This is a genomic window from Streptomyces sp. NPDC003035 (assembly GCF_042888285.1).
Classification (GTDB): Bacteria; Actinomycetota; Actinomycetes; order Streptomycetales; family Streptomycetaceae; genus Streptomyces.
This window is the reverse complement of the sequence record NZ_JBIAPJ010000005.1, coordinates 234,932-251,631: the sequence shown is the minus strand read 5'-3', so window position 1 is coordinate 251,631 and position 16,700 is coordinate 234,932. Positions and strand designations below refer to the sequence as shown.

General features: G+C 71.7%; 17 protein-coding genes. 9 read left to right on the top strand and 8 right to left on the bottom strand.

What is annotated here, in order from left to right; genetic code table 11:
• Window positions 1-501 precede the first annotated feature (501 nt).
• Entirely contained in the window at window positions 502-2,430 is a 1,929-nt protein-coding gene (locus ACFYV5_RS17870) for a CocE/NonD family hydrolase (protein ID WP_389169232.1), read from the bottom strand.
• Between the two features lie 254 nt (window positions 2,431-2,684).
• Between ACFYV5_RS17870 and ACFYV5_RS17865 the strand changes: the two genes are divergently transcribed.
• Both ACFYV5_RS17865 and ACFYV5_RS17860 read left to right on the top strand, forming a co-directional pair.
• Window positions 2,685-3,695, top strand: coding sequence for a polyprenyl synthetase family protein (locus ACFYV5_RS17865; RefSeq protein ID WP_355104943.1), 1,011 nt, complete (start codon window positions 2,685-2,687; stop codon window positions 3,693-3,695).
• 116 nt (window positions 3,696-3,811) lie between these two features.
• Window positions 3,812-4,948, top strand: coding sequence for an outer membrane lipoprotein carrier protein LolA (locus ACFYV5_RS17860; protein ID WP_389169230.1), 1,137 nt, complete (start codon window positions 3,812-3,814; stop codon window positions 4,946-4,948).
• Between the two features lie 86 nt (window positions 4,949-5,034).
• Here ACFYV5_RS17860 and ACFYV5_RS17855 read toward each other — a convergent pair whose 3' ends face one another.
• Both ACFYV5_RS17855 and ACFYV5_RS17850 read right to left on the bottom strand, forming a co-directional pair.
• Complete coding sequence (locus tag ACFYV5_RS17855; RefSeq protein ID WP_389169228.1) at window positions 5,035-6,363, bottom strand: M28 family peptidase; 1,329 nt, start codon at window positions 6,361-6,363, stop codon at window positions 5,035-5,037.
• A 162-nt stretch (window positions 6,364-6,525) separates the two neighbouring features.
• The gene (locus tag ACFYV5_RS17850; protein WP_389169226.1) at window positions 6,526-7,341 is read right to left on the bottom strand and encodes a HEAT repeat domain-containing protein; all 816 of its coding nucleotides are present in this window, start codon (window positions 7,339-7,341) and stop codon (window positions 6,526-6,528) included.
• Between the two features lie 103 nt (window positions 7,342-7,444).
• On the opposite strand from ACFYV5_RS17850, the gene ACFYV5_RS17845 reads away from it, so the two are divergent.
• From ACFYV5_RS17845 to ACFYV5_RS17835, 3 genes are all read left to right on the top strand, one after another.
• The gene (locus ACFYV5_RS17845; protein WP_389169224.1) at window positions 7,445-8,260 is read left to right on the top strand and encodes an NmrA family NAD(P)-binding protein; all 816 of its coding nucleotides are present in this window, start codon (window positions 7,445-7,447) and stop codon (window positions 8,258-8,260) included.
• Between the two features lie 154 nt (window positions 8,261-8,414).
• Window positions 8,415-8,855 carry a hypothetical protein gene (locus ACFYV5_RS17840; protein ID WP_389169223.1) on the top strand — a complete coding sequence of 147 codons (441 nt, stop codon included), beginning with the start codon at window positions 8,415-8,417 and terminating at the stop codon, window positions 8,853-8,855.
• Window positions 8,856-8,936: 81 nt separating this feature from the next.
• A complete protein-coding gene (locus tag ACFYV5_RS17835) occupies window positions 8,937-9,446 on the top strand; it encodes a DUF1203 domain-containing protein (RefSeq protein WP_389169221.1) in 510 nt (169 codons plus the stop codon).
• An 18-nt stretch (window positions 9,447-9,464) separates the two neighbouring features.
• Here ACFYV5_RS17835 and ACFYV5_RS17830 read toward each other — a convergent pair whose 3' ends face one another.
• Entirely contained in the window at window positions 9,465-9,917 is a 453-nt protein-coding gene (locus ACFYV5_RS17830) for a VOC family protein (RefSeq protein WP_389169219.1), read from the bottom strand.
• A 24-nt stretch (window positions 9,918-9,941) separates the two neighbouring features.
• Here ACFYV5_RS17830 and ACFYV5_RS17825 point away from each other — a divergent pair, with 24 nt between their 5' ends.
• Window positions 9,942-10,550 (top strand): ABATE domain-containing protein, encoded by a 609-nt coding sequence (locus ACFYV5_RS17825; RefSeq protein WP_355105936.1) that lies wholly within the window; start codon window positions 9,942-9,944, stop codon window positions 10,548-10,550.
• 27 nt (window positions 10,551-10,577) lie between these two features.
• Here the strand turns inward: ACFYV5_RS17825 and ACFYV5_RS17820 are convergent, their stop codons facing one another.
• Window positions 10,578-11,045, bottom strand: a complete 468-nt coding sequence (locus ACFYV5_RS17820) for a helix-turn-helix domain-containing protein (RefSeq protein ID WP_355104959.1) — start codon at window positions 11,043-11,045, stop codon at window positions 10,578-10,580.
• A gap of 96 nt (window positions 11,046-11,141) precedes the next feature.
• Between ACFYV5_RS17820 and ACFYV5_RS17815 the strand changes: the two genes are divergently transcribed.
• Both ACFYV5_RS17815 and ACFYV5_RS17810 read left to right on the top strand, forming a co-directional pair.
• Window positions 11,142-12,614 carry an MFS transporter gene (locus ACFYV5_RS17815; RefSeq protein WP_389169217.1) on the top strand — a complete coding sequence of 491 codons (1,473 nt, stop codon included), beginning with the start codon at window positions 11,142-11,144 and terminating at the stop codon, window positions 12,612-12,614.
• Between the two features lie 26 nt (window positions 12,615-12,640).
• Window positions 12,641-12,985 carry a DUF6401 family natural product biosynthesis protein gene (locus tag ACFYV5_RS17810; RefSeq protein WP_389169215.1) on the top strand — a complete coding sequence of 115 codons (345 nt, stop codon included), beginning with the start codon at window positions 12,641-12,643 and terminating at the stop codon, window positions 12,983-12,985.
• A 9-nt stretch (window positions 12,986-12,994) separates the two neighbouring features.
• Here ACFYV5_RS17810 and ACFYV5_RS17805 read toward each other — a convergent pair whose 3' ends face one another.
• From ACFYV5_RS17805 to ACFYV5_RS17795, 3 genes are all read right to left on the bottom strand, one after another.
• The gene (locus tag ACFYV5_RS17805) at window positions 12,995-13,894 is read right to left on the bottom strand and encodes a hypothetical protein (RefSeq protein ID WP_389169214.1); all 900 of its coding nucleotides are present in this window, start codon (window positions 13,892-13,894) and stop codon (window positions 12,995-12,997) included.
• Window positions 13,895-13,983: 89 nt separating this feature from the next.
• On the bottom strand, window positions 13,984-15,003 hold the full coding sequence (rarD, locus tag ACFYV5_RS17800) for an EamA family transporter RarD (RefSeq protein WP_389169963.1): 1,020 nt from the start codon (window positions 15,001-15,003) through the stop codon (window positions 13,984-13,986).
• A 139-nt stretch (window positions 15,004-15,142) separates the two neighbouring features.
• Window positions 15,143-16,012, bottom strand: a complete 870-nt coding sequence (locus ACFYV5_RS17795) for an NAD(P)H-binding protein (protein WP_389169212.1) — start codon at window positions 16,010-16,012, stop codon at window positions 15,143-15,145.
• Window positions 16,013-16,159: 147 nt separating this feature from the next.
• Here ACFYV5_RS17795 and ACFYV5_RS17790 point away from each other — a divergent pair, with 147 nt between their 5' ends.
• Window positions 16,160-16,519 carry a winged helix-turn-helix transcriptional regulator gene (locus tag ACFYV5_RS17790; RefSeq protein ID WP_389169961.1) on the top strand — a complete coding sequence of 120 codons (360 nt, stop codon included), beginning with the start codon at window positions 16,160-16,162 and terminating at the stop codon, window positions 16,517-16,519.
• Window positions 16,520-16,700 lie beyond the last annotated feature (181 nt).

The window sequence follows — 16,700 nt, the reverse complement described above, 5'->3', positions numbered from 1 at the left end:
GGGCTTCTTCGCCACACCCAGGTCGCCGCCTACGCTCCGAAACTCGGCTGGAAGCTCGCCAGGCGCCGTGAGCGGGTCGTCGTGACCTCCCGAGGCGGTGGCGTCCGTGGCGGACGGCTTCGCCTTGAAGCCGCGCCCCTCGGCGGAACCCCACCGCTGCTCGGGCGCGTCCGGGCCGCTGATTCTCGGCTGTGGTGCCCACAGCGTCGCCGCTGATGCGCCGTGCTCGGTTCCAGCAAGGACAGCCATCAAGAAGGCCGTGCCGACGATGAATGGGCGCGCTGCTGTGCGCACTTGAATCCCCCCGGGTATCCAAACGAGGAGGACTTCCTATCGTTCGGCACAGGAAATACACAAGAGCTTCACAGTCTCGACCCGCCGCTGCGTGATGCATCTCACGGGACTTTCCGGGAACTTCAGCTATCAAGGGCATGTCGTGCGCCCCGGAATAGACCTGTGTGCTGCGGGAAAGAGGCTCTTTATCCAGCCGTATGGCTTAGTTCATCCTGCCGTTCGCGGAACGCGTTTCTCCCAGGTCCGGTGGAAGATCACTTCACCGGCCTCTTTGCACACCACCTCGTTCGACGTGAGGAATGCGTCCGCGTCGCACGCGATCTCCGAGCGCGCGTCGATCGTGATGTTCCATGCCATCTCCGGGCGGTGCATGCGGATCGACCAGTCCGAGCGGGTGTGGGCCGACAGTGGGTCCCTCTCGGTGATCGTGTACGTCTCCAGGACGTCCTCCGTGCATTCCAGGCCGTCCGGATGGACCCGCGTACCGCCAGGGCGCGGATCGACCTCCAGTCTCCATTCGCCCTTCGCCACGTCCCGTACCACCAGACGCTCCGGGCGAGGCTCCTCCAGGGTCGCCGGGATCACCACGGTCGGCGGTTCGGAGTGTTCCGGTTCCTGCCATTCCACCGTGTCGTCCGTGGGGCGGCGGACCGGCAGGGTCAGGTGCGAGGCGGTCGGGTCGAGCGTGAAGCCCGCCGCGTCCGGCTGGGGCCAGATCCACGGCCAGTACGCGGAGGAGACCGCCAGGCGGACCCGGTGGCCCGGCGGGAAGGTGTGGCCGATGCCGTTCAGCTCGAAGGCGGAGCTCTCCGCCTCCTCGTGGCGGGCCGAGAGGGTGAGCGCCCCTCGGGTGACCAGGGTCGAGGAGCCGTCCGGGGCGACGTCGCAGAGGCGGGCGATCACCTGACCCGTCGGGGCCGGGGTGGTCAGGGCCAGGCTCACCCAAGGGCGGCCCAGGATCTCGATCGGCGGGCCGTCTTCGGGGACCACGAAGTCGAAGCAGGCCGAGTGGGCGTCCTCGTCGCGCTGGTCGGGCGGCAGGTCCGCGTCGTTGCCGCGCGGGAGGAAGCGCCCCGCGTCCAGACCGGTCTGCTGCGGGGAGTCGACCACGACCGGGTCCCCCTGGAAGGCGTACGTCACGGGGGTGATGTTCGGGGACGGCCAGGCGGGGTCGGCGACCCAGCGGCCCGGCAGCTCCTCGTACACCGTCGCCGGCGGGTGCGACGCGCTGATCCAGGAGCGCAGCAGCGGTTCCGCCATGACGTCGTTCTCCGCGCCCTTGAGGTGGTGGTCCCACCATCTCAGCGTCTCCTGGAGGAAGCCGATGGCCGGCCCCGGCGGGAGCCCCTGGTCCGGGTACTGGTGGGACCAGGGCCCGATGATCCCGCGCACCCGGTCCTCGGGGAGGTGCTCCACCAGCCGCAGCACCGTGTCCCGGTACGGGTCGTGCCAGCCCCCGACCGCGAGGACGGCCGCCTCGATCGCGCCGTGGTCCTCGCGGACGCCGCCGTGCCGCCCGTAGGCGTCCCGCGTCCGGTGCGCGAGCCAGGTGGGGACGGACGGCTCCACCGCCTCCAGGCGCCGCAGCCACATCTCCCGCCACTCCTCGCCCACGTACCGGGGGTCCGGCGGCCGGCGGACGAAGTCCGGCAGGGTGGCCGCCCAGGCGGAGTCGTCGTCGTAGCGGTCGTCGGACGAGCAGACCGTGACGATCGCCTTCAGCGGCCCGGGGGCGAGCGCGGCGATCCGGAGCGCGGTGGAGCCGCCCCGCGAGATGCCGAACATGCCGACCTTCCCCGTGCACCAGGGCCGCTCGGCGAGCCAGTTCACCACCGCCACGCCGTCCGCCGGCTCGACGGCGTCGTACGCGTTCCCGGGCAGGCCCTCGCTGTTCCCGTGCCCGCGCACGTCGACGCGTACGGAGGCGTAGCCGTGCCCGGCGTACCAGGGGTGGCGCTGCCCGTCGCGGGGCGCCGTCCGGTCGGTGAGGCGGCCCGGCAGGTACTCCAGGAGGGCCGGGACGGGGTCGTCGGTGACCGGCCGCCAGACCCGGGCGTACAGCCTCGTACCGTCCGGGAGCGGGATCCGGACATCCTCGTGGGTCGTCTCGTAAGGGAAGGTGGTACGGATGCGCATGGCGGACCCACCTCAGGGGACGGGGTGCGTGGCGGCCGCTCGCTTGTTCGGGTCGGGCGCGCTCACTCTTCGGGACAAAGCACCTGCTCCTGGTCGTATCAGCTGATCACGAACATACCGGGGGTGGCGGGAAGGCGCCCATGGTGATCGAAAGGCGACCGGATACGCTGACTTGAGTGAATCGAGCGACACATCGACAATCCGTGTGATCGTCGGCAGGTAGTTGCAGGCGTCAGCAGACAGGAGACCCCCTCGTGACCGTCGTCGGGCCGTTCGGTCTTAGCGTGCGGGACCAGGCTCTTGAGGCCGATGTCCAGACCGGATTGGCGGCTGTGGAGGCAGGGCTCCTCGACGCCACCAAGAGCGAGATCCCGTTCATCACGGAGGCCGCGCAGCACCTCGTCCTGGCCGGCGGCAAGCGCTTCAGGCCGCTGCTCGTGATGCTCGCGGCCCAGTTCGGCGACCCCTACGCGCCGGGTGTCGTGCCCTCGGCCGTCGTCGTCGAGCTCACCCACCTCGCCACGCTCTACCACGACGACGTCATGGACGAGGCCGACGTGCGGCGCGGCGTCGACAGCGCGAACACCCGGTGGGGCAACTCGATCGCCGTCCTGACGGGTGACTTCCTCTTCGCCCGCGCCTCGCACACCCTGGCGGACCTGGGGCCCGAGGCCGTACGCATCCAGTCCGAGGCGTTCGAACGCCTGGTCACCGGCCAGATCCTGGAGACCGCCGGACCGCAGGGCGACCGCGACCCCGTCGACCACTACCTCGACGTCCTCGGCGGCAAGACCGGCTCGCTCGTCGCCGTCTCCTGCCGCTTCGGCGCGATGATGGCCGGCGCGGACCGCAGCGTCGTCGACACCCTCACCCAGTACGGCGAGCGCCTCGGCGTCGCCTTCCAGCTCGCCGACGACGTCCTCGACATCGCCTCCGACTCCCACGAGTCCGGCAAGACCCCGGGGACGGACCTCAGGGAGGGCATCCCCACCCTGCCCGTGCTCCACCTGAGGGCCGCCGCGGCGGCCCACGGGCGCCCGGAGGACGTGGAGCTGGTCGAGCTGATCGACAGCGACCTCAGCGACGACGCACGCCACGCGGAGGCCCTGCGGCGGCTGCGGGTCCACCCCGCTCTGGAGCAGGCCCGCCGGGACACCGTGCGCTACGCCGAGGAGGCGCGCGCGATGCTGGCGCCGCTGCCCGAGGGGTACGCGAAGGCGGCCCTGGGAGAGCTGTGCGACGCGGTGGTCCACCGCGCGGGCTAGGGACTCTCAGGGTCGGGTCATCCCGTAGCAGTACGTGAGGTTGAGCCCGGAGTCTGACGATTCCGCACCGCCGCTTTGGTCAGATGGAGTCATCGACCACGGAGGTAGAGCAGACCATGGCAGACACCCGTAAGACGAGCCGCTACGTCGTCCCGGTCGCGGTGGCCGCGGTGGCCGCGGCGACCATCGGGCTCGTACCGGCCCTGGCGGCGTCCGGCGACCCGGACCTGCCGGAGATCACGGCGCAGCAGCTGATCGAGAAGATCGCCGCGTCCGACACCCAGACGCTCTCCGGCACGATGAAGATCAGCACGGACCTCGGGCTGCCGTCCTTCGCGGGTCTGCTCGGCGGGGCGGCCGGCGGCTCGGCGTCCGCGGACCCGCAGCAGAAGCTGACGGAGCTGGCGGCGGGCACGCACACGCTGCGGGTGGCCGCCGACGGCCCGGACCGGCAGAAGCTGACGATCCTGGACGGCTCGGACGGGTACAGCCTGATCCACAACGGCGACGACGTCTGGGCGTACGACAGCAAGTCGAACGAGGTCTTCCACGAGAAGACGGACGGGGCCGCCGAGGCGCCGGAGAAGGAGCTCCCGACCACGCCGAAGGAGCTCGCCGACGAGATCCTGAAGGCCGCGGACGGCACGACGTCGATCACGGTCGGCGGGACGGCGACGGTGGCCGGCCGGGACGCGTACCAGCTGGTGATCAAGCCGAAGCAGAGCGGCTCGACGGTCGAGTCGGTGAAGGTCGCGGTGGACGCCAAAACCGGCACCCCGCTGAAGTTCACGCTGGCGTCGGTCGAGGGCGGCAAGCCGGTCGTCGACGCGGGCTTCACGAAGGTCGACTTCGGCAGGCCGGCGGCCTCGACGTTCGACTTCAAGGCACCGAAGGGCGCGAAGGTCACGGAGGGCGGTCCGGAGCACGAGAAGGCCCCGGAGGACTTCGCCAAGGAGTTCGGCGGCCTCGCGGACCTGACCGGCGCCAAGGGTGAGGGCATGAACGTCGTCGGCGAGGGCTGGACGACGATCGCGAAGCTCGACACCGGCGCCCCGGCCCCGAAGACGGACGAGGCCCCGAAGGAGGTCCAGGGCTTCCTGGACGCCCTCGGGGACAAGGTCACCGGGAAGTTCGGCTCGGGCACCGTCTTCAAGACGAAGCTGGTGAACGCGCTGATGACGGACGACGGCACGGTGTACGTCGGCGCGGTGACGAAGGACGCGCTGGTGGACGCGGCGAACGCCGGGAAGTAGCGGGAAGCAGGGCGCTTGGGACCCCGGGCGGGTCGGGGGCGATGGTCACCGACCCACCCGGGAGTTCTTTCTCGCGTTCTACGGGATCAGAACGTGAGCTTGAAGCCGTTGATGTAGCCGGTGTCCTGCGCGGCCCTGTCCTGGGCCCGCAGTTTCCACGCGCCGTTGGCGACCTCGCTGGAGGCGTTGACCGTGTACGTGGTCTGGATGTTGTCCGCCGAGTCGGAGGACGAGAACGGCTTGAGGTTGTAGACCGAGCCGTCCGGGGCGACCAGGTCGACGACGACGTCACCGCGCCAGGTGTGGACGATGTCCACACCGACCTTGAGGGTGGAGGGCGCGTTGCCGGTGACGCCGGTGACGTTGACCGTGGAGGTCACCGCGGCGCCGTTGTCCGGGATCGACACGTCGGCGGTGTTCTCGAAGACCTTGCCGGGAGGCGGGGTCGTACCGGTCGACAGCGTCCAGATCGCGTGGGCGACGGCGTCGCTGTTGCGGTCGAGGGCGGTGTCGTTGATGTTCGCGGTCGTGTCGCAGGAGGAGTGGTAGCAGCGGTCGAAGGCCGTGGCCGTACCGCCCCACTTCTGGACCTGCGCGCTGGTCTTGACCCGGCTGGCGCCGGTGAACAGACCGCCGACGGGTATGCCCACGTTCTTGAACGAGGCGTGGTCGGAGCGGCCGTCGCCCTCGGTCTCGATCTCGGTGGGCACCCCGAGGCCGGCGAAGTAGTCCTTGAAGGTCTGCTCGATGGTGGGATCGTCGTCGTAGACGAAGTAGCCGGGGTTGGGCGACCCGATCATGTCGAAGTTCAGATACCCGGAGACCTTCGCCCGCTCGGTGCTGGGCAGTTGGTTGACGTAGTGCTTCGACCCGACGAGCCCGAGCTCCTCCGCGCCCCACCAGCCGAAGCGCAGATGCTTCGTGGGCTGGAGGCTGGCCCGGGAGACGGCGAGCGCGGTCTCCAGGACGGCGGCGGAGCCGGAGCCGTTGTCGTTGATGCCGGCGCCGGACGAGACGGAGTCGAGGTGCGCGCCGGCCATGACGACCTGGTTCGGGTCACCGCCGGGCCAGTCGGCTATCAGGTTGTAGCCGGTGGTGCCGTTGTAGGTGAACTGCTGGACGGTGGTGGTGTATCCGGCCGCGTCCAGCTTGGCCTTCACGAAGTCGATGGACGCCTTGTAACCGGTACGGCCGTGGGCGCGGTTGCCGCCGTTGGCGTTGGCGATCGACTGGAGGTCGGCGAGGTGCTGCTTGACGTTGGCGAGCGGGATGTCGGGCGCGGTCAGGGCGGACGGTGCGGAAGGCGCGGCGGGCGCGGACGGCGCGGCGTTCGCGGAGACGCCGGTGAACCCGGCGAGGGCGAGCGCGGCGACGGCGGAGAGCGCGGCGGCACGTCTGGGAACGGAGAAAGTCATGTGGGGGCTCCGGATTCCGAACGGGGATGGGACGGAAACGTGCGAGACGCCCCGGGGCGTGGGTGCCACGAGGCGCTGGAGCTGTACGGGTGGTGCGTGCGCTGAATGTTCGAGGAGAGTTTGACTTGACGTCAAGAGCGGAAACCGGTCAGGTGTGTTCGCTCAGCGGACGAGCGCCTCCATGGCGTCCTCGACGGCCTCCCTGACGTCCGGGTGCGGGTCGTGCTCCAACTCCCTCAGGACGGAGTCCACTCCGGGTGTGGACCAGTAGGCGACGGCCTCGACGAGCGCGGCACGCACGGCGGCGTCCGGGTGCCGGGCCAGCCGGGCCAGGCGCTCCAGGGGCCCGCGCCGCCGCATCCCGTACCAGCGCAGCGCCTCGCACAGCGCGTCGGCGTCCCCCTTGTCCTCGGCCGCCTCGACCCGGGCGAGCAGTTCGCGGGGCGGGGGAGGAGGACCGTCCAGCGGATGCGGCCTGCGTTCCCGCAGCCTCCGCGAGCCGTACTCACCGCGCACCCGGCACCCGTAGCAGGTGCAGGGCGTCCTGCCGTGGGCATCGGGGAAGTACCGCCACCCGTTGACCTGCCGCACCCGTCGAACGCTCCGCACCTCGCGCCGGGCAACGGCCCGGGGCAGGAACACCTCCCACCCGCGCGGATCGTCGAGCGCCCCCACCGTGCGCACCGCCTCGGCGGCCGTCGTCCCCAGCGGCTCCCGATCGCTGTACCGCCCGACGGTGACCGCCTCCCCGTCCGCGAGGGTGACGTGTACGGCGACGAAGGGGCCGGGGCCGGGCCGGCGGGTCAGCTCGCGCAGCCACTGGTGGGTCAGCGTGTACGACGGCAGGACGGGGAAGAGGTACACGCCCCGCCCGGCCGCGCCGAGCCCGCTGCCGCGCCCCCTGCTGAGGGCCCGTACGCCCGCGCGGCGGATCCGCGGGACGGTGGCCGCGGCCGTGAGGTGCACGAAGGTCGCCATGGGGGCCGATGGTAGGCGGTACGGGAGCCGGAAAGGGAGATCGGCTCTTGACCTCAAGTGCGGTTGAGTTTCTACGGTCGTCGGCGACGAAAGGAACACGACTGTGACGACATTGGTGACGGGTGCCACCGGGAACACCGGACGGCATGTGGTGGCGGAGCTGGTGCGCCGGGGCGAGAACGTGCGGGCGCTGACGCGGGATCCGGCGGCGGCCGCGGGGAGGTTACCCGCCGGGGTGGAGCTGGTGGCCGGCACGCACACGGCGCCGGCGGGCCTGGACGCCGCCCTCGAGGGCGTCAGCCGGCTGCACATCACCGTGACGGCCGGACTGGCCGAGGTCGGGCCCGAGTTGGTGAAGCGGGCGGTCGACGCGGGCGTGGGGCGCATCACCGTGGTGTGGGGCGGCTGGGTCGGGCCGGCCGAGCAGGCCGTGGCGGAATCAGGCGTGGAGTGGACGCGCCTGGAACCGCAGGAGTTCATGTCCAACACGCTCCTCTGGGCCGAGTCGATCCGGACCGAGGGCGTCGTCCGCGAGCCGTACGACCTCCCCAGCGCGCTCGTCCACGAGGCCGACATCGCGGCGGTGGCGGCGGTCGCGCTCCTCGAGGACGGTCACGCGGGACGCGCCTACAACCTCACCGGCCCCGAGGCGCTGACCCCGAGCGAACGGATCGCCCTGCTGTCCCGGGCGGCCCGCCGCGACATCGCCTTCGTGCCGATCACCCACGAACAGGCCGTCGCACGGCTGATGGCCACGGGCGTGCCACGCGCTGACGCCGAGTACGTCGTCGGCTGGTACGCGTCCCCCACCGAGGACTCCACGACGGTGGTCGACACGGTCGAGCAGGTGACCGGCCGCCCGGCGCGCACGTTCGCGCAGTGGGTGACCGAGCACGCGGAGCGCTTCCAGGCGGCCTGACGCTCCGTCAAGGCCGGGGCGGCGAGGCGCCTGTCCGTCCGGCCCAATACCCTCGGTACCTCCGGTGCCGGATCGATCCGCGACGACCTCGGGCCGTGCCCCGATCCCTGCCCGGGTCCGTGCCCGGTTCGGGACGGTTCTCACGGTGGGGAAGGTGACGGCCTTGCGAGGCGGAGACATACGGGTACGGGTGCGCACGGCGGGGGTGCTCGTGGCCCTGGCGCTGGCCTGCGGCTGCTCGTCGCAGGACCCCGAGCAGGTCACGGCATGGCAGCGGGACTACTGCGGCAAGCTGGGACTGTGGCAGCACGGGCGCGACTCGGCCGTGTTCTCGGGCGCCGCGCGCGCCGAGGTTGCCACGGGCTCCGTCGGCGCGGCGGACGCCTCGGTCATCGAGGCGCGCGAGAGCGCCGGGCGGGCCGCCATCGCCGCCTCCGCGGTACTCGACCGGGAGCAGCTCGATCGCGACGGCAGCCACATCCTCGCCGACACCCACCAGGCCGTGATGTCCGGCGACCTGCGGGCCGAGGCCCGCGCCGTGCGCTACTGCGACGGCGCGGGCTTCGAAACCCTCGTCGGTGCCACGGGGGATTAGGGGGCCTGCCCCTGCCGCCGGGAGAACCTCTCCGTCCGAATACCGCCGGTACGACGGTCGTCCGCGCGTGACGCTGGGGGCATGACGACCTACACCGCACGCCCCATCGAGCCCACCGCCCTCGCCCGACTCCGGGTCGTGGACGACGCCGGACAGCCCTGTGTCCCGTACACCGCCACCGAGGGCGGGAGTCCGCTGCGCTGCTGCCTGCGGGCCGTCGCGCCCGGGGAGAGGATCGCGCTCGTCTCCTACGCGCCACTGCGCCGCTGGGCCGCCGCGACCGGGGCCCGGCCGGGGGCGTACGACGAGCAGGGGCCGGTCTTCATCCACGCCGAGGAGTGCGCGGGGCCGCCGGCGGACTCGGGGGCGTACCCCTTCGACCGGCCCGGCGCCCTGCGCACCCTGCGCCGCTACGACTCCGAGGGGCGGATCGTCGGCGGCCGGCTCCTGGAGATACCGGCCGAGGCGACCGAGGGCTTCGACAAGGCCTTCGCGGAGGCGTTCGCCGACCCGCGGGTGGCGCTCGTGCACGTCAGGGCCGTCGAGTACGGCTGCTTCCAGTTCGAGGTGCGGCGCCCCCAAGGATCGTGAGCCTCCGCGCCCTGAACCTCATTGCACACAGAACTCGTTGCCCTCGGGGTCCGTCATGACCACCCACGTTCCCCCCGGCTCCGCCACGCGGCGCAGGACCGACGCGCCCAGGGACTCCAGGCGCTCGACCTCCGCGTCCCTGGTGCCCTCGGGGGCGTGGACGTCCAGGTGGAGACGGTTCTTGACGGTCTTCTTCTCCGGGACGCGCTGGAAGAGGATGCGGCGGCCCAGGCCGATGCCGGTCTGCTCCTCGTACGGCTCGTCCGGGTGCCGGACGGCGATCAGATCGCGGAACGCGAGGCGGTCGGAGAACGTGACGGTCGCCTCGGGCGGCAGCGCGCCGAGGTCGAGGAGGCGCTGGATGTGGGCGCTGTTGTCCTCCGCCAGATAGCCGAGGGCGGCGGCCCAGAACGCGGCTTGGGCGTGCGGGTCGTCGGCGTCGATCACGAGCTTCCAAGGGAGCGGTGTCATGTAACCAGTTATAGTGGTGTCGTGATGCAGGCCACAACCGGAATGATCCTGGTTCACCCCGATGGACAGCGGTTCCGCTTCGACGCGGGCGCCCTCTGCCTGGAGCTGCTGCTCACGGGCGGCCCCGGGCCCGTGGCGGCGCGGTTCGAGGTCCTCGACGCGCCCGAGGGGCTGCTCGACTGGGTCCGGCGGTGCCGGCTCGGGCCCGATCTCGACGTGACCGTCGCGGCGGGCGAACTGGCGCGGGTACGGGAGGTGCGGGACGCGCTGTGGAGGCTCGCGCACGCCCGGACGCACGGCGGCGCCTACGCGCCGGAGGACCTCGCGCTCGTCAACGAGGCCGCCGCCCGGCCTCCGCTCGTCCCGCGCATGACCGCCGACGGGGCGCACGCCTGGGCCCCGGGGGCCACCGCGACGGCCCTGCTGTCGACCGTCGCCCGCGACGCGGTCGCGCTGTTCACCGGCCCCCACGCCGACCGCGTCCGCGCATGCGGCTCCGACACCTGCTCCCTGTTGTTCGTGGACACCTCCCGGCCCGGGCGCCGCCGCTGGTGCGCGATGGAGCGGTGCGGCAACCGGCACAAGGTGCGGGCGCACCGGGCCCGTACGCACGAGGAACGGGGCCCGGCCTGACCGCGCCCCCGTGCCTGGCCGCGCCCCTCAGGCCGTGGCCCCGGCAGCCGCCTCCGCCTCCGCCGCCTCCTTCGCGTCGTACGCCTCACGCGCCGCCGCGATCTCGTTCTGGTGGCGTTCCGTCCATGTCACCAGCGAGCGGATCGTCGTGTGCAACGTGCCGCCCAGCGGCGTCAGTTCGTACTCCACGCGCGGCGGCACCACCGGGTGCACCGTCCGCTTCACCAGTCCGTCCCGCTCCAACTGCCGCAGCGTGACCGTCAGCATCCGCTGGCTGATCCCGTCGATCTCCCGCCGCAGCTCCGTGAAGCGCAGCTTCCGGCGGTCGAGCAGGGCGATGACCAGCAGGGACCACTTGTCGGCGACCCGGTCGAGGATCTGGCGCACCTCGCAGTCCTCGCGGGTGTCCCACTGGAAGGGGTCCGTGTCGCCCTCGTGCCCCTCGGCGTAGGTCACTTCGCAGTGACTCGGTGACTTCAAAGTGCCTTCTTCCATGGCACCGCATGCTGCCGCAGGATGCAGGTGGTTACAAGAGGGAACCGACCCTCTGGCCGGTAACCGACCCCACCCCTTCCCGACCTGGAGACAGCTGTGTCCGCATCCCTTCCGGCACGATCCCCCCGGCTTCCCGCACGCGCCTGGGCCCTCCTCCTCGTCCTCTGCGGAACGATCTTCCTCGAAGGCATCGACGTCGCCATGCTCGCCGTCGCCGTGCCCAGCATCAGATCCGATCTCGACCTGTCCACCGGCACCGCGGCCTGGGTGATGTCGGCGTACGTCCTCGGCTACGCCGGCTTCACCCTCCTCGGCGGCCGCGCCGCCGACCTCCTCGGCCGACGCCGGATGTTCCTCGGCTGGCTCACCGTCTTCCTGCTCTTCTCCGGTCTCGGCGGCTTCGCGCAGGAGGGCTGGATGCTGATCACGGCCCGCTTCGTGACCGGCGTCGCCGCCGCGTTCATGACCCCCGCCGCGATGTCGATCATCACCACCTCCTACGAGGAGGGACCGCAGCGCAACCAGGCGCTGCTGGTCTTCGCGGGGACGGCAGCCGGAGGCTTCTCCCTCGGGCTCGTCATCGGCGGGCTGCTCACCCAGCTCGGCTGGCGCTGGGTCTTCTTCGCCCCCGTGCTGCTCGCGGCCGGGATCCTGCTCGCCGCGCTGCGTCTGATCCCGAAGGAGGCGCGGCCGGGGAAGGCGGCCGGAGGCTTCGACCTGGCCGGCGCGCTGACGGCCGCGGGCGCGATGCTGCTGCTCGCGTTCGGGATCGTGCGTCTGGAGCACGGCCTCGACGGCTGGCCGTTGACCGTGCTCGTCGCCGCCGGAGGGCTCGTCCTCGCCGGGGTCTTCGTCGCCGTCGAACGCCGGGCCACCGCCCCGCTCGTACGCCTCGGGCTGCTCCGCAAGGCGACCACCGTCCGCGCCGACCTCGGGGCGCTGCTGTTCGTCGGCTCGTTCTTCGGCTTCCAGTTCGTCGCGACGCTCTACCTGCAGGAGCTGCGCGGCTGGTCCTCCCTGGAGACCGCGCTCGCCCTGGTCGTCATGGGCGTCGACGCCGTCCTCGCCCCGACGCTGACCCCGAGGCTGGTGGCGCGGTACGGCAACGCCCGGGTGATCCTCGGCGGGTTCGTGCTCGCGATCGTCTCGTACGCGCTGTTCCTGCCGGTCGGCCCGGACTGGTCGTACGCGGCGATGTTCCCGACCCTGCTGCTGACCGGCCTCGCCTTCGCCCTCGCGTACGGGCCGTTGACGATCGCCGCGACCGACGGCATCGCGGAGGAGGAGCAGGGGCTCGCGAGCGGGCTGCTGACGACGGCGACGCAGTTCGGCTCGGCGGTCGGCATCTCGGCGGTGACGGCGGTGTACGGGATCGCGGGCGGCGGCCTGGACGGGTTCCGGGCGGCGCTGGTGGTGCCGGTCGCGATGGTGGCGATCGGCGCGGCGGTCACCGCGACCGGCGTGCGGACGGGCAGGGCGGCCGAGGCGGCCAAGGCGACCCAGGGGCCGGCCGGTTGGGAAGCCCAGGACGGGGCGCCAGGAGCTGCGACGAAGGTCACGGTCTCGTGAGCGAGCGGCGCCCTTAGTGTGGAGGAATGAACGATTCGCCCGGTTGCCCGCTGGTCGGCGTGGCCGCCACGTACATGCCCCGGCTCTCCGAGTTCTCCTTCGAGCCGGGGCTCGTGGCTGCCGTCGACCAGCACGCGGCGGCCGTGCGCGACGCCCTGATCCCCGCACAGCGAGGCCCTGTGGACGGCTCGGTGGACGTACTCGCCGCCCACCGGGCCGTCCATAGGGGGGATCTGTCCGACTATGTCCTCGGCTTCACCGACTGGCTGTCGGAGGTCGACTGGGTGGAACCGGTCGGACACGACTTCGCGACCCTGCGGCTCACCGCGGTGTGCTGGCTGATCCGGGAGCACGACCTGCTGGGGAGGTGACCCGCCCGGTCACATCGGGTCGATCGGCTCAGGGCCCTGGTTCGGGCCCTGGTTCGGACCCTGCCTCGGCCCCATCCCCGGACCCTGATCCGGGCCTCGATCCTGGCCCCGGCCCTGCCCCCGGGCCGTGTCGTCGCCCCGGCCGCGCTCCATGCGCTCCTGCGGGGCCGGCATACCGCGCTTCGCGTCCTCGCGGCCCCGCTGGTACGCCGAGATCTGGTCCTTCGCATGACCCGTCTCCGACTCCGCGGCCGAGAGCCAGCGCTCCCACCGTCCGCGCATCGGGGTGATCAGGCCGCCGCCGACGCCCACGATCAGGATTCCCGCGATCGTCGCCAGGACCGCCGTGAGCACGGGGCCGGTCACCGAGGTGGCGATGCCCGCCTGGCTCAGGGCCGCGATGACGCCGAGCCCGACGATGAAGGCCCAGGCCGCCGTCGCGACGACCTTGCCGTACGACATCTGGCCCAGCGCACCGGTCAGGATGTCCCGGACCGCCCGGGCGATGGCCATCGCCACCACCACGATGACGCAGGCGACGATCGCCCTGGGCAGCCAGGCGACGATGCCGTTGATCATCACGCTCACCGGGTTGGGGCCGAAGACCCCGAAGGCGAGCTGGAGCGCGATCAGCAGGACCGCGTAGTAGAGGATCTTGGCGATGATGCCGGTGGCGTCGTACTTCGACCCTTTCAGGGTGCCGGAGACGCCACTGCGTTCGGCCATCCTCTCGAAGCCGACCTTGCGCAGCAGCCGGTCCGCGACCTTGGCGATCATCTTCGCCACGAACCAGCCGATCAGCAGGATGGCGAGGAAGCCGATGAACTTCGGTACGAACTCGGCGACCGCGGACCACGCGTCGGTGAAGCCCTGGCTGAAGTCGACCGAGAGTGCGAGGGTCTGCGCCATGCGAACTCACTCCGCTCGGGATGGGCCCGCGGGAAGAGCGGGCCCGGTTACCCCCGACGTAACACCGGAGTGCGCAGGGCTGCCTGTGGTCAGCGTCCGGGCTGGGCCGATGGGGTGGAAACGGTGGTGTCCCCGGTCTCTTCGGCCGCGTGTCCGGTCGCGGCGCCGGACCGTGCGCGGTGCGCGGCGGCCGCGGTGGCCGCGGTGGCCATGGCGGCTGTGGCGGCTGTGGCGGCTGTGGCAGTCGCGGCGGCCGTGGCCAGAGCCTCCGCCGCCGCCCGGTTGCGCCTCGCCGTCCGCAGGGCGTCCCACGTCAGGATCGTCAGTGCCAGCCACACCAGCGAGAAGCCCGCCCAGCGCTCTGGCGGCATCGCCTCGTGGAAGTAGAGGACGCCCAGGCCGAACTGGAAGAGCGGTGCCAGGTACTGCAGCAGCCCCAGCGTCGACAGCGGTACGCGGATCGCCGCCGCCCCGAAGCAGACCAGGGGCACGGCGGTGACGATGCCGGTCGCCGCGAGGAGGGCCGCGTGTCCCGCGCCCTCGGTGCCGAAGGTGGCCGAGTCCTGCGAGCCCAGCCACAGCAGGTAGGCGAGCGCCGGCAGGAACTGGACGGCGGTCTCCGCGGCCAGCGACTCCAGGCCGCCGATGTTGACCTTCTTCTTCACCAGGCCGTAGGCGCCGAAGGAGAAGGCCAGGACCAGCGAGATCCACGGGGGGCGTCCGTAGCCGATCGAGAGGACGAGGACGGCCGCGGCGGCGACGCCGACCGCCACCCACTGCGCGGGCCGCAGCCGCTCCTTCAGGAACAGGACGCCCAGGGCGATGGTGACGAGCGGGTTGATGAAGTAGCCGAGCGAGGACTCGACGACCTGGCCGGCGTTGACGGCCCAGATGTAGAGGCCCCAGTTGACGGTGATCACCGTCGCGGCGACCGTGATGAGGCCCAGCTTGCGCGGGCTGCGCATCAGCTCGCGTATCCAGCCCCAGCGGCGCAGCGCGAGCAGCGCGACGCCGACGACGACCAGTGACCACACCATCCGGTGGGCGAGGATCTCGACCGCCCCGGCCGGCTTGAGGAGCGGCCAGAAGAGCGGGACCAGTCCCCACATGCCGTAGGCGCCGATCCCGTAGAGGAGTCCTGCCCGTCCCTCTTCGTCCGTCTTCACGGAACCTCCTGCCCTGCGTCGCACCGTTCTGACGAAGGTAGCGCCGCGCAGGGCAGGCTGTCATGTCCGTACCGCGATACGGTCATGACCTCTGGGCGAGGGCCTCGGCGATCGTCTCGGCGAGCGGGGTGGTCGGGCGGCCGATGAGGCGGGAGAGGTCGCCGGTCCGCCGGGCGAGCGCCCCGCGCTCGATGGCCCTGTCGACGTCCACGAGGATCGCGGCGAAGAGGGGCGGGACGCCCGCGCCGGTCAGGATCTGCTCGTGCGTCTCGGCCGGGACGTCGCTGTACGCGATCTCCTTGCCGGTCTGCCGCGCGACCTCGGCCGCGTACTCGGCCAGCGACCAGGCGACGTCGCCGCTCAGCTCGTACGCCCTGTTCAGGTGCTCCTCGGCCGGGCCGGTCAGGACCGCGGCGGCCGCGGCGGCGAAGTCGGCGCGGGAGGCGGAGGCGATCCGGCCTTCGCCGGCGTTCGCGACGACGGCGCCGTGGGCGACGACGGGGGCGAGGTTGGCGGTGTAGTTCTCGGTGTACCAGCCGTTGCGCAGGAAGGTGTACGGCAGGCCGGAGTCGAGGATCAGCCGCTCGGTCTCCTTGTGCTCGGCGGCCAGGTCGAAGTCGGCCTCCGGGCCGCCGAGGACGCCGGTGTAGGCGAGCTGGGCGACGGCGGCGGCCTTCGCCGCGGCGATCACGGCGGCGTGCTGGGCCACGCGCTGCCCGACCTCGCTGCCGGAGATCAGCAGCACCCGGTCGCCCGCCCCGAAGGCGTCCGCCAGGGTCTCCGGCTTGCCGTAGTCGGCGATCCGCAGCTCGACACCGCGCTCGGCGAGGTCGGCGGCCCTGGCCTTGTCGCGGACGACGGCGGCCACGGACTCGGCCGGGACCCGGGTCAGCAGCTCGTCGATGACGAGACGGCCGAGCTGTCCGGTGGCTCCGGTGACGACGATGCTCATGGGGATCTCTCCTCGGTGGGGCGGGTCGGGCAAGGCACTCACCGTACGACGGGCGCTAACCTTTTGAAAGTACCCACTTTGAAGTAAGGTACTGACGTGGAAGTAAGTGAGGAACCGAAGAGTCTGTTCGCCGATGTCGCCGGAGCCATGTGCCCGTCGCGGCTCGTCCTGGAGCACGTCACCAGCCGGTGGGGGGTCCTGGTCCTGATCGCGCTGCGCGAGCGTTCCTACCGCTTCAGCGAGCTGCGCCGACGCGTCGGCGGCGTCAGCGAGAAGATGCTCACCCAGACCCTCCAGACCCTGGAGCGCGACGGGTTCGTCCATCGCGACGCCAAGCCGGTGATCCCTCCCCGCGTCGACTACAGCCTCACCGACCTGGGCGAGGAGGCCGCCGACCGGATCGCGGACCTGGCCCGCTGGACCGACGCCCGGGTCCCGGCCGTCCAGGAGGCCCGCGCCCGCTACGACGAGGCGCGTCGCGAAGCCGCTGCGAGATCGTCTCAATAACGTGGTAACCAGGGCGAGTTGAACACCTGCCGCGTACGATCTGCTCACCACTCGGGGAAAGCGTGAGCGTGCGTGGGGGAAGCGTGACGTACGGGTACCGAAGAGTGCTGCGCGCCTGGGGGTCCTTGCTGGCCGCCGGCCTGATCCTGACAGGCTGCTTGGGCTCCGGCTCGGGCGACGA

Bases quoted from the DNA above. Each gene is read 5' to 3' on its own strand.
- ACFYV5_RS17870 (WP_389169232.1), bottom strand. From the start codon at position 2,430: ATGCGCATCCGTACCACCTTCCCTTACGAGACGACCCACGAGGATGTC.
- ACFYV5_RS17860 (WP_389169230.1), top strand. From the start codon at position 3,812: ATGGCAGACACCCGTAAGACGAGCCGCTACGTCGTCCCGGTCGCGGTG.
- ACFYV5_RS17855 (WP_389169228.1), bottom strand. From the start codon at position 6,363: ATGACTTTCTCCGTTCCCAGACGTGCCGCCGCGCTCTCCGCCGTCGCC.
- ACFYV5_RS17850 (WP_389169226.1), bottom strand. From the start codon at position 7,341: ATGGCGACCTTCGTGCACCTCACGGCCGCGGCCACCGTCCCGCGGATC.
- ACFYV5_RS17835 (WP_389169221.1), top strand. From the start codon at position 8,937: ATGACGACCTACACCGCACGCCCCATCGAGCCCACCGCCCTCGCCCGA.
- ACFYV5_RS17830 (WP_389169219.1), bottom strand. From the start codon at position 9,917: ATGACACCGCTCCCTTGGAAGCTCGTGATCGACGCCGACGACCCGCAC.
- ACFYV5_RS17825 (WP_355105936.1), top strand. From the start codon at position 9,942: ATGCAGGCCACAACCGGAATGATCCTGGTTCACCCCGATGGACAGCGG.
- ACFYV5_RS17820 (WP_355104959.1), bottom strand. From the start codon at position 11,045: ATGGAAGAAGGCACTTTGAAGTCACCGAGTCACTGCGAAGTGACCTAC.
- ACFYV5_RS17810 (WP_389169215.1), top strand. From the start codon at position 12,641: ATGAACGATTCGCCCGGTTGCCCGCTGGTCGGCGTGGCCGCCACGTAC.
- ACFYV5_RS17805 (WP_389169214.1), bottom strand. From the start codon at position 13,894: ATGGCGCAGACCCTCGCACTCTCGGTCGACTTCAGCCAGGGCTTCACC.
- rarD (WP_389169963.1), bottom strand. From the start codon at position 15,003: ATGTGGGGACTGGTCCCGCTCTTCTGGCCGCTCCTCAAGCCGGCCGGG.
- ACFYV5_RS17795 (WP_389169212.1), bottom strand. From the start codon at position 16,012: ATGAGCATCGTCGTCACCGGAGCCACCGGACAGCTCGGCCGTCTCGTC.
- ACFYV5_RS17790 (WP_389169961.1), top strand. From the start codon at position 16,160: ATGTGCCCGTCGCGGCTCGTCCTGGAGCACGTCACCAGCCGGTGGGGG.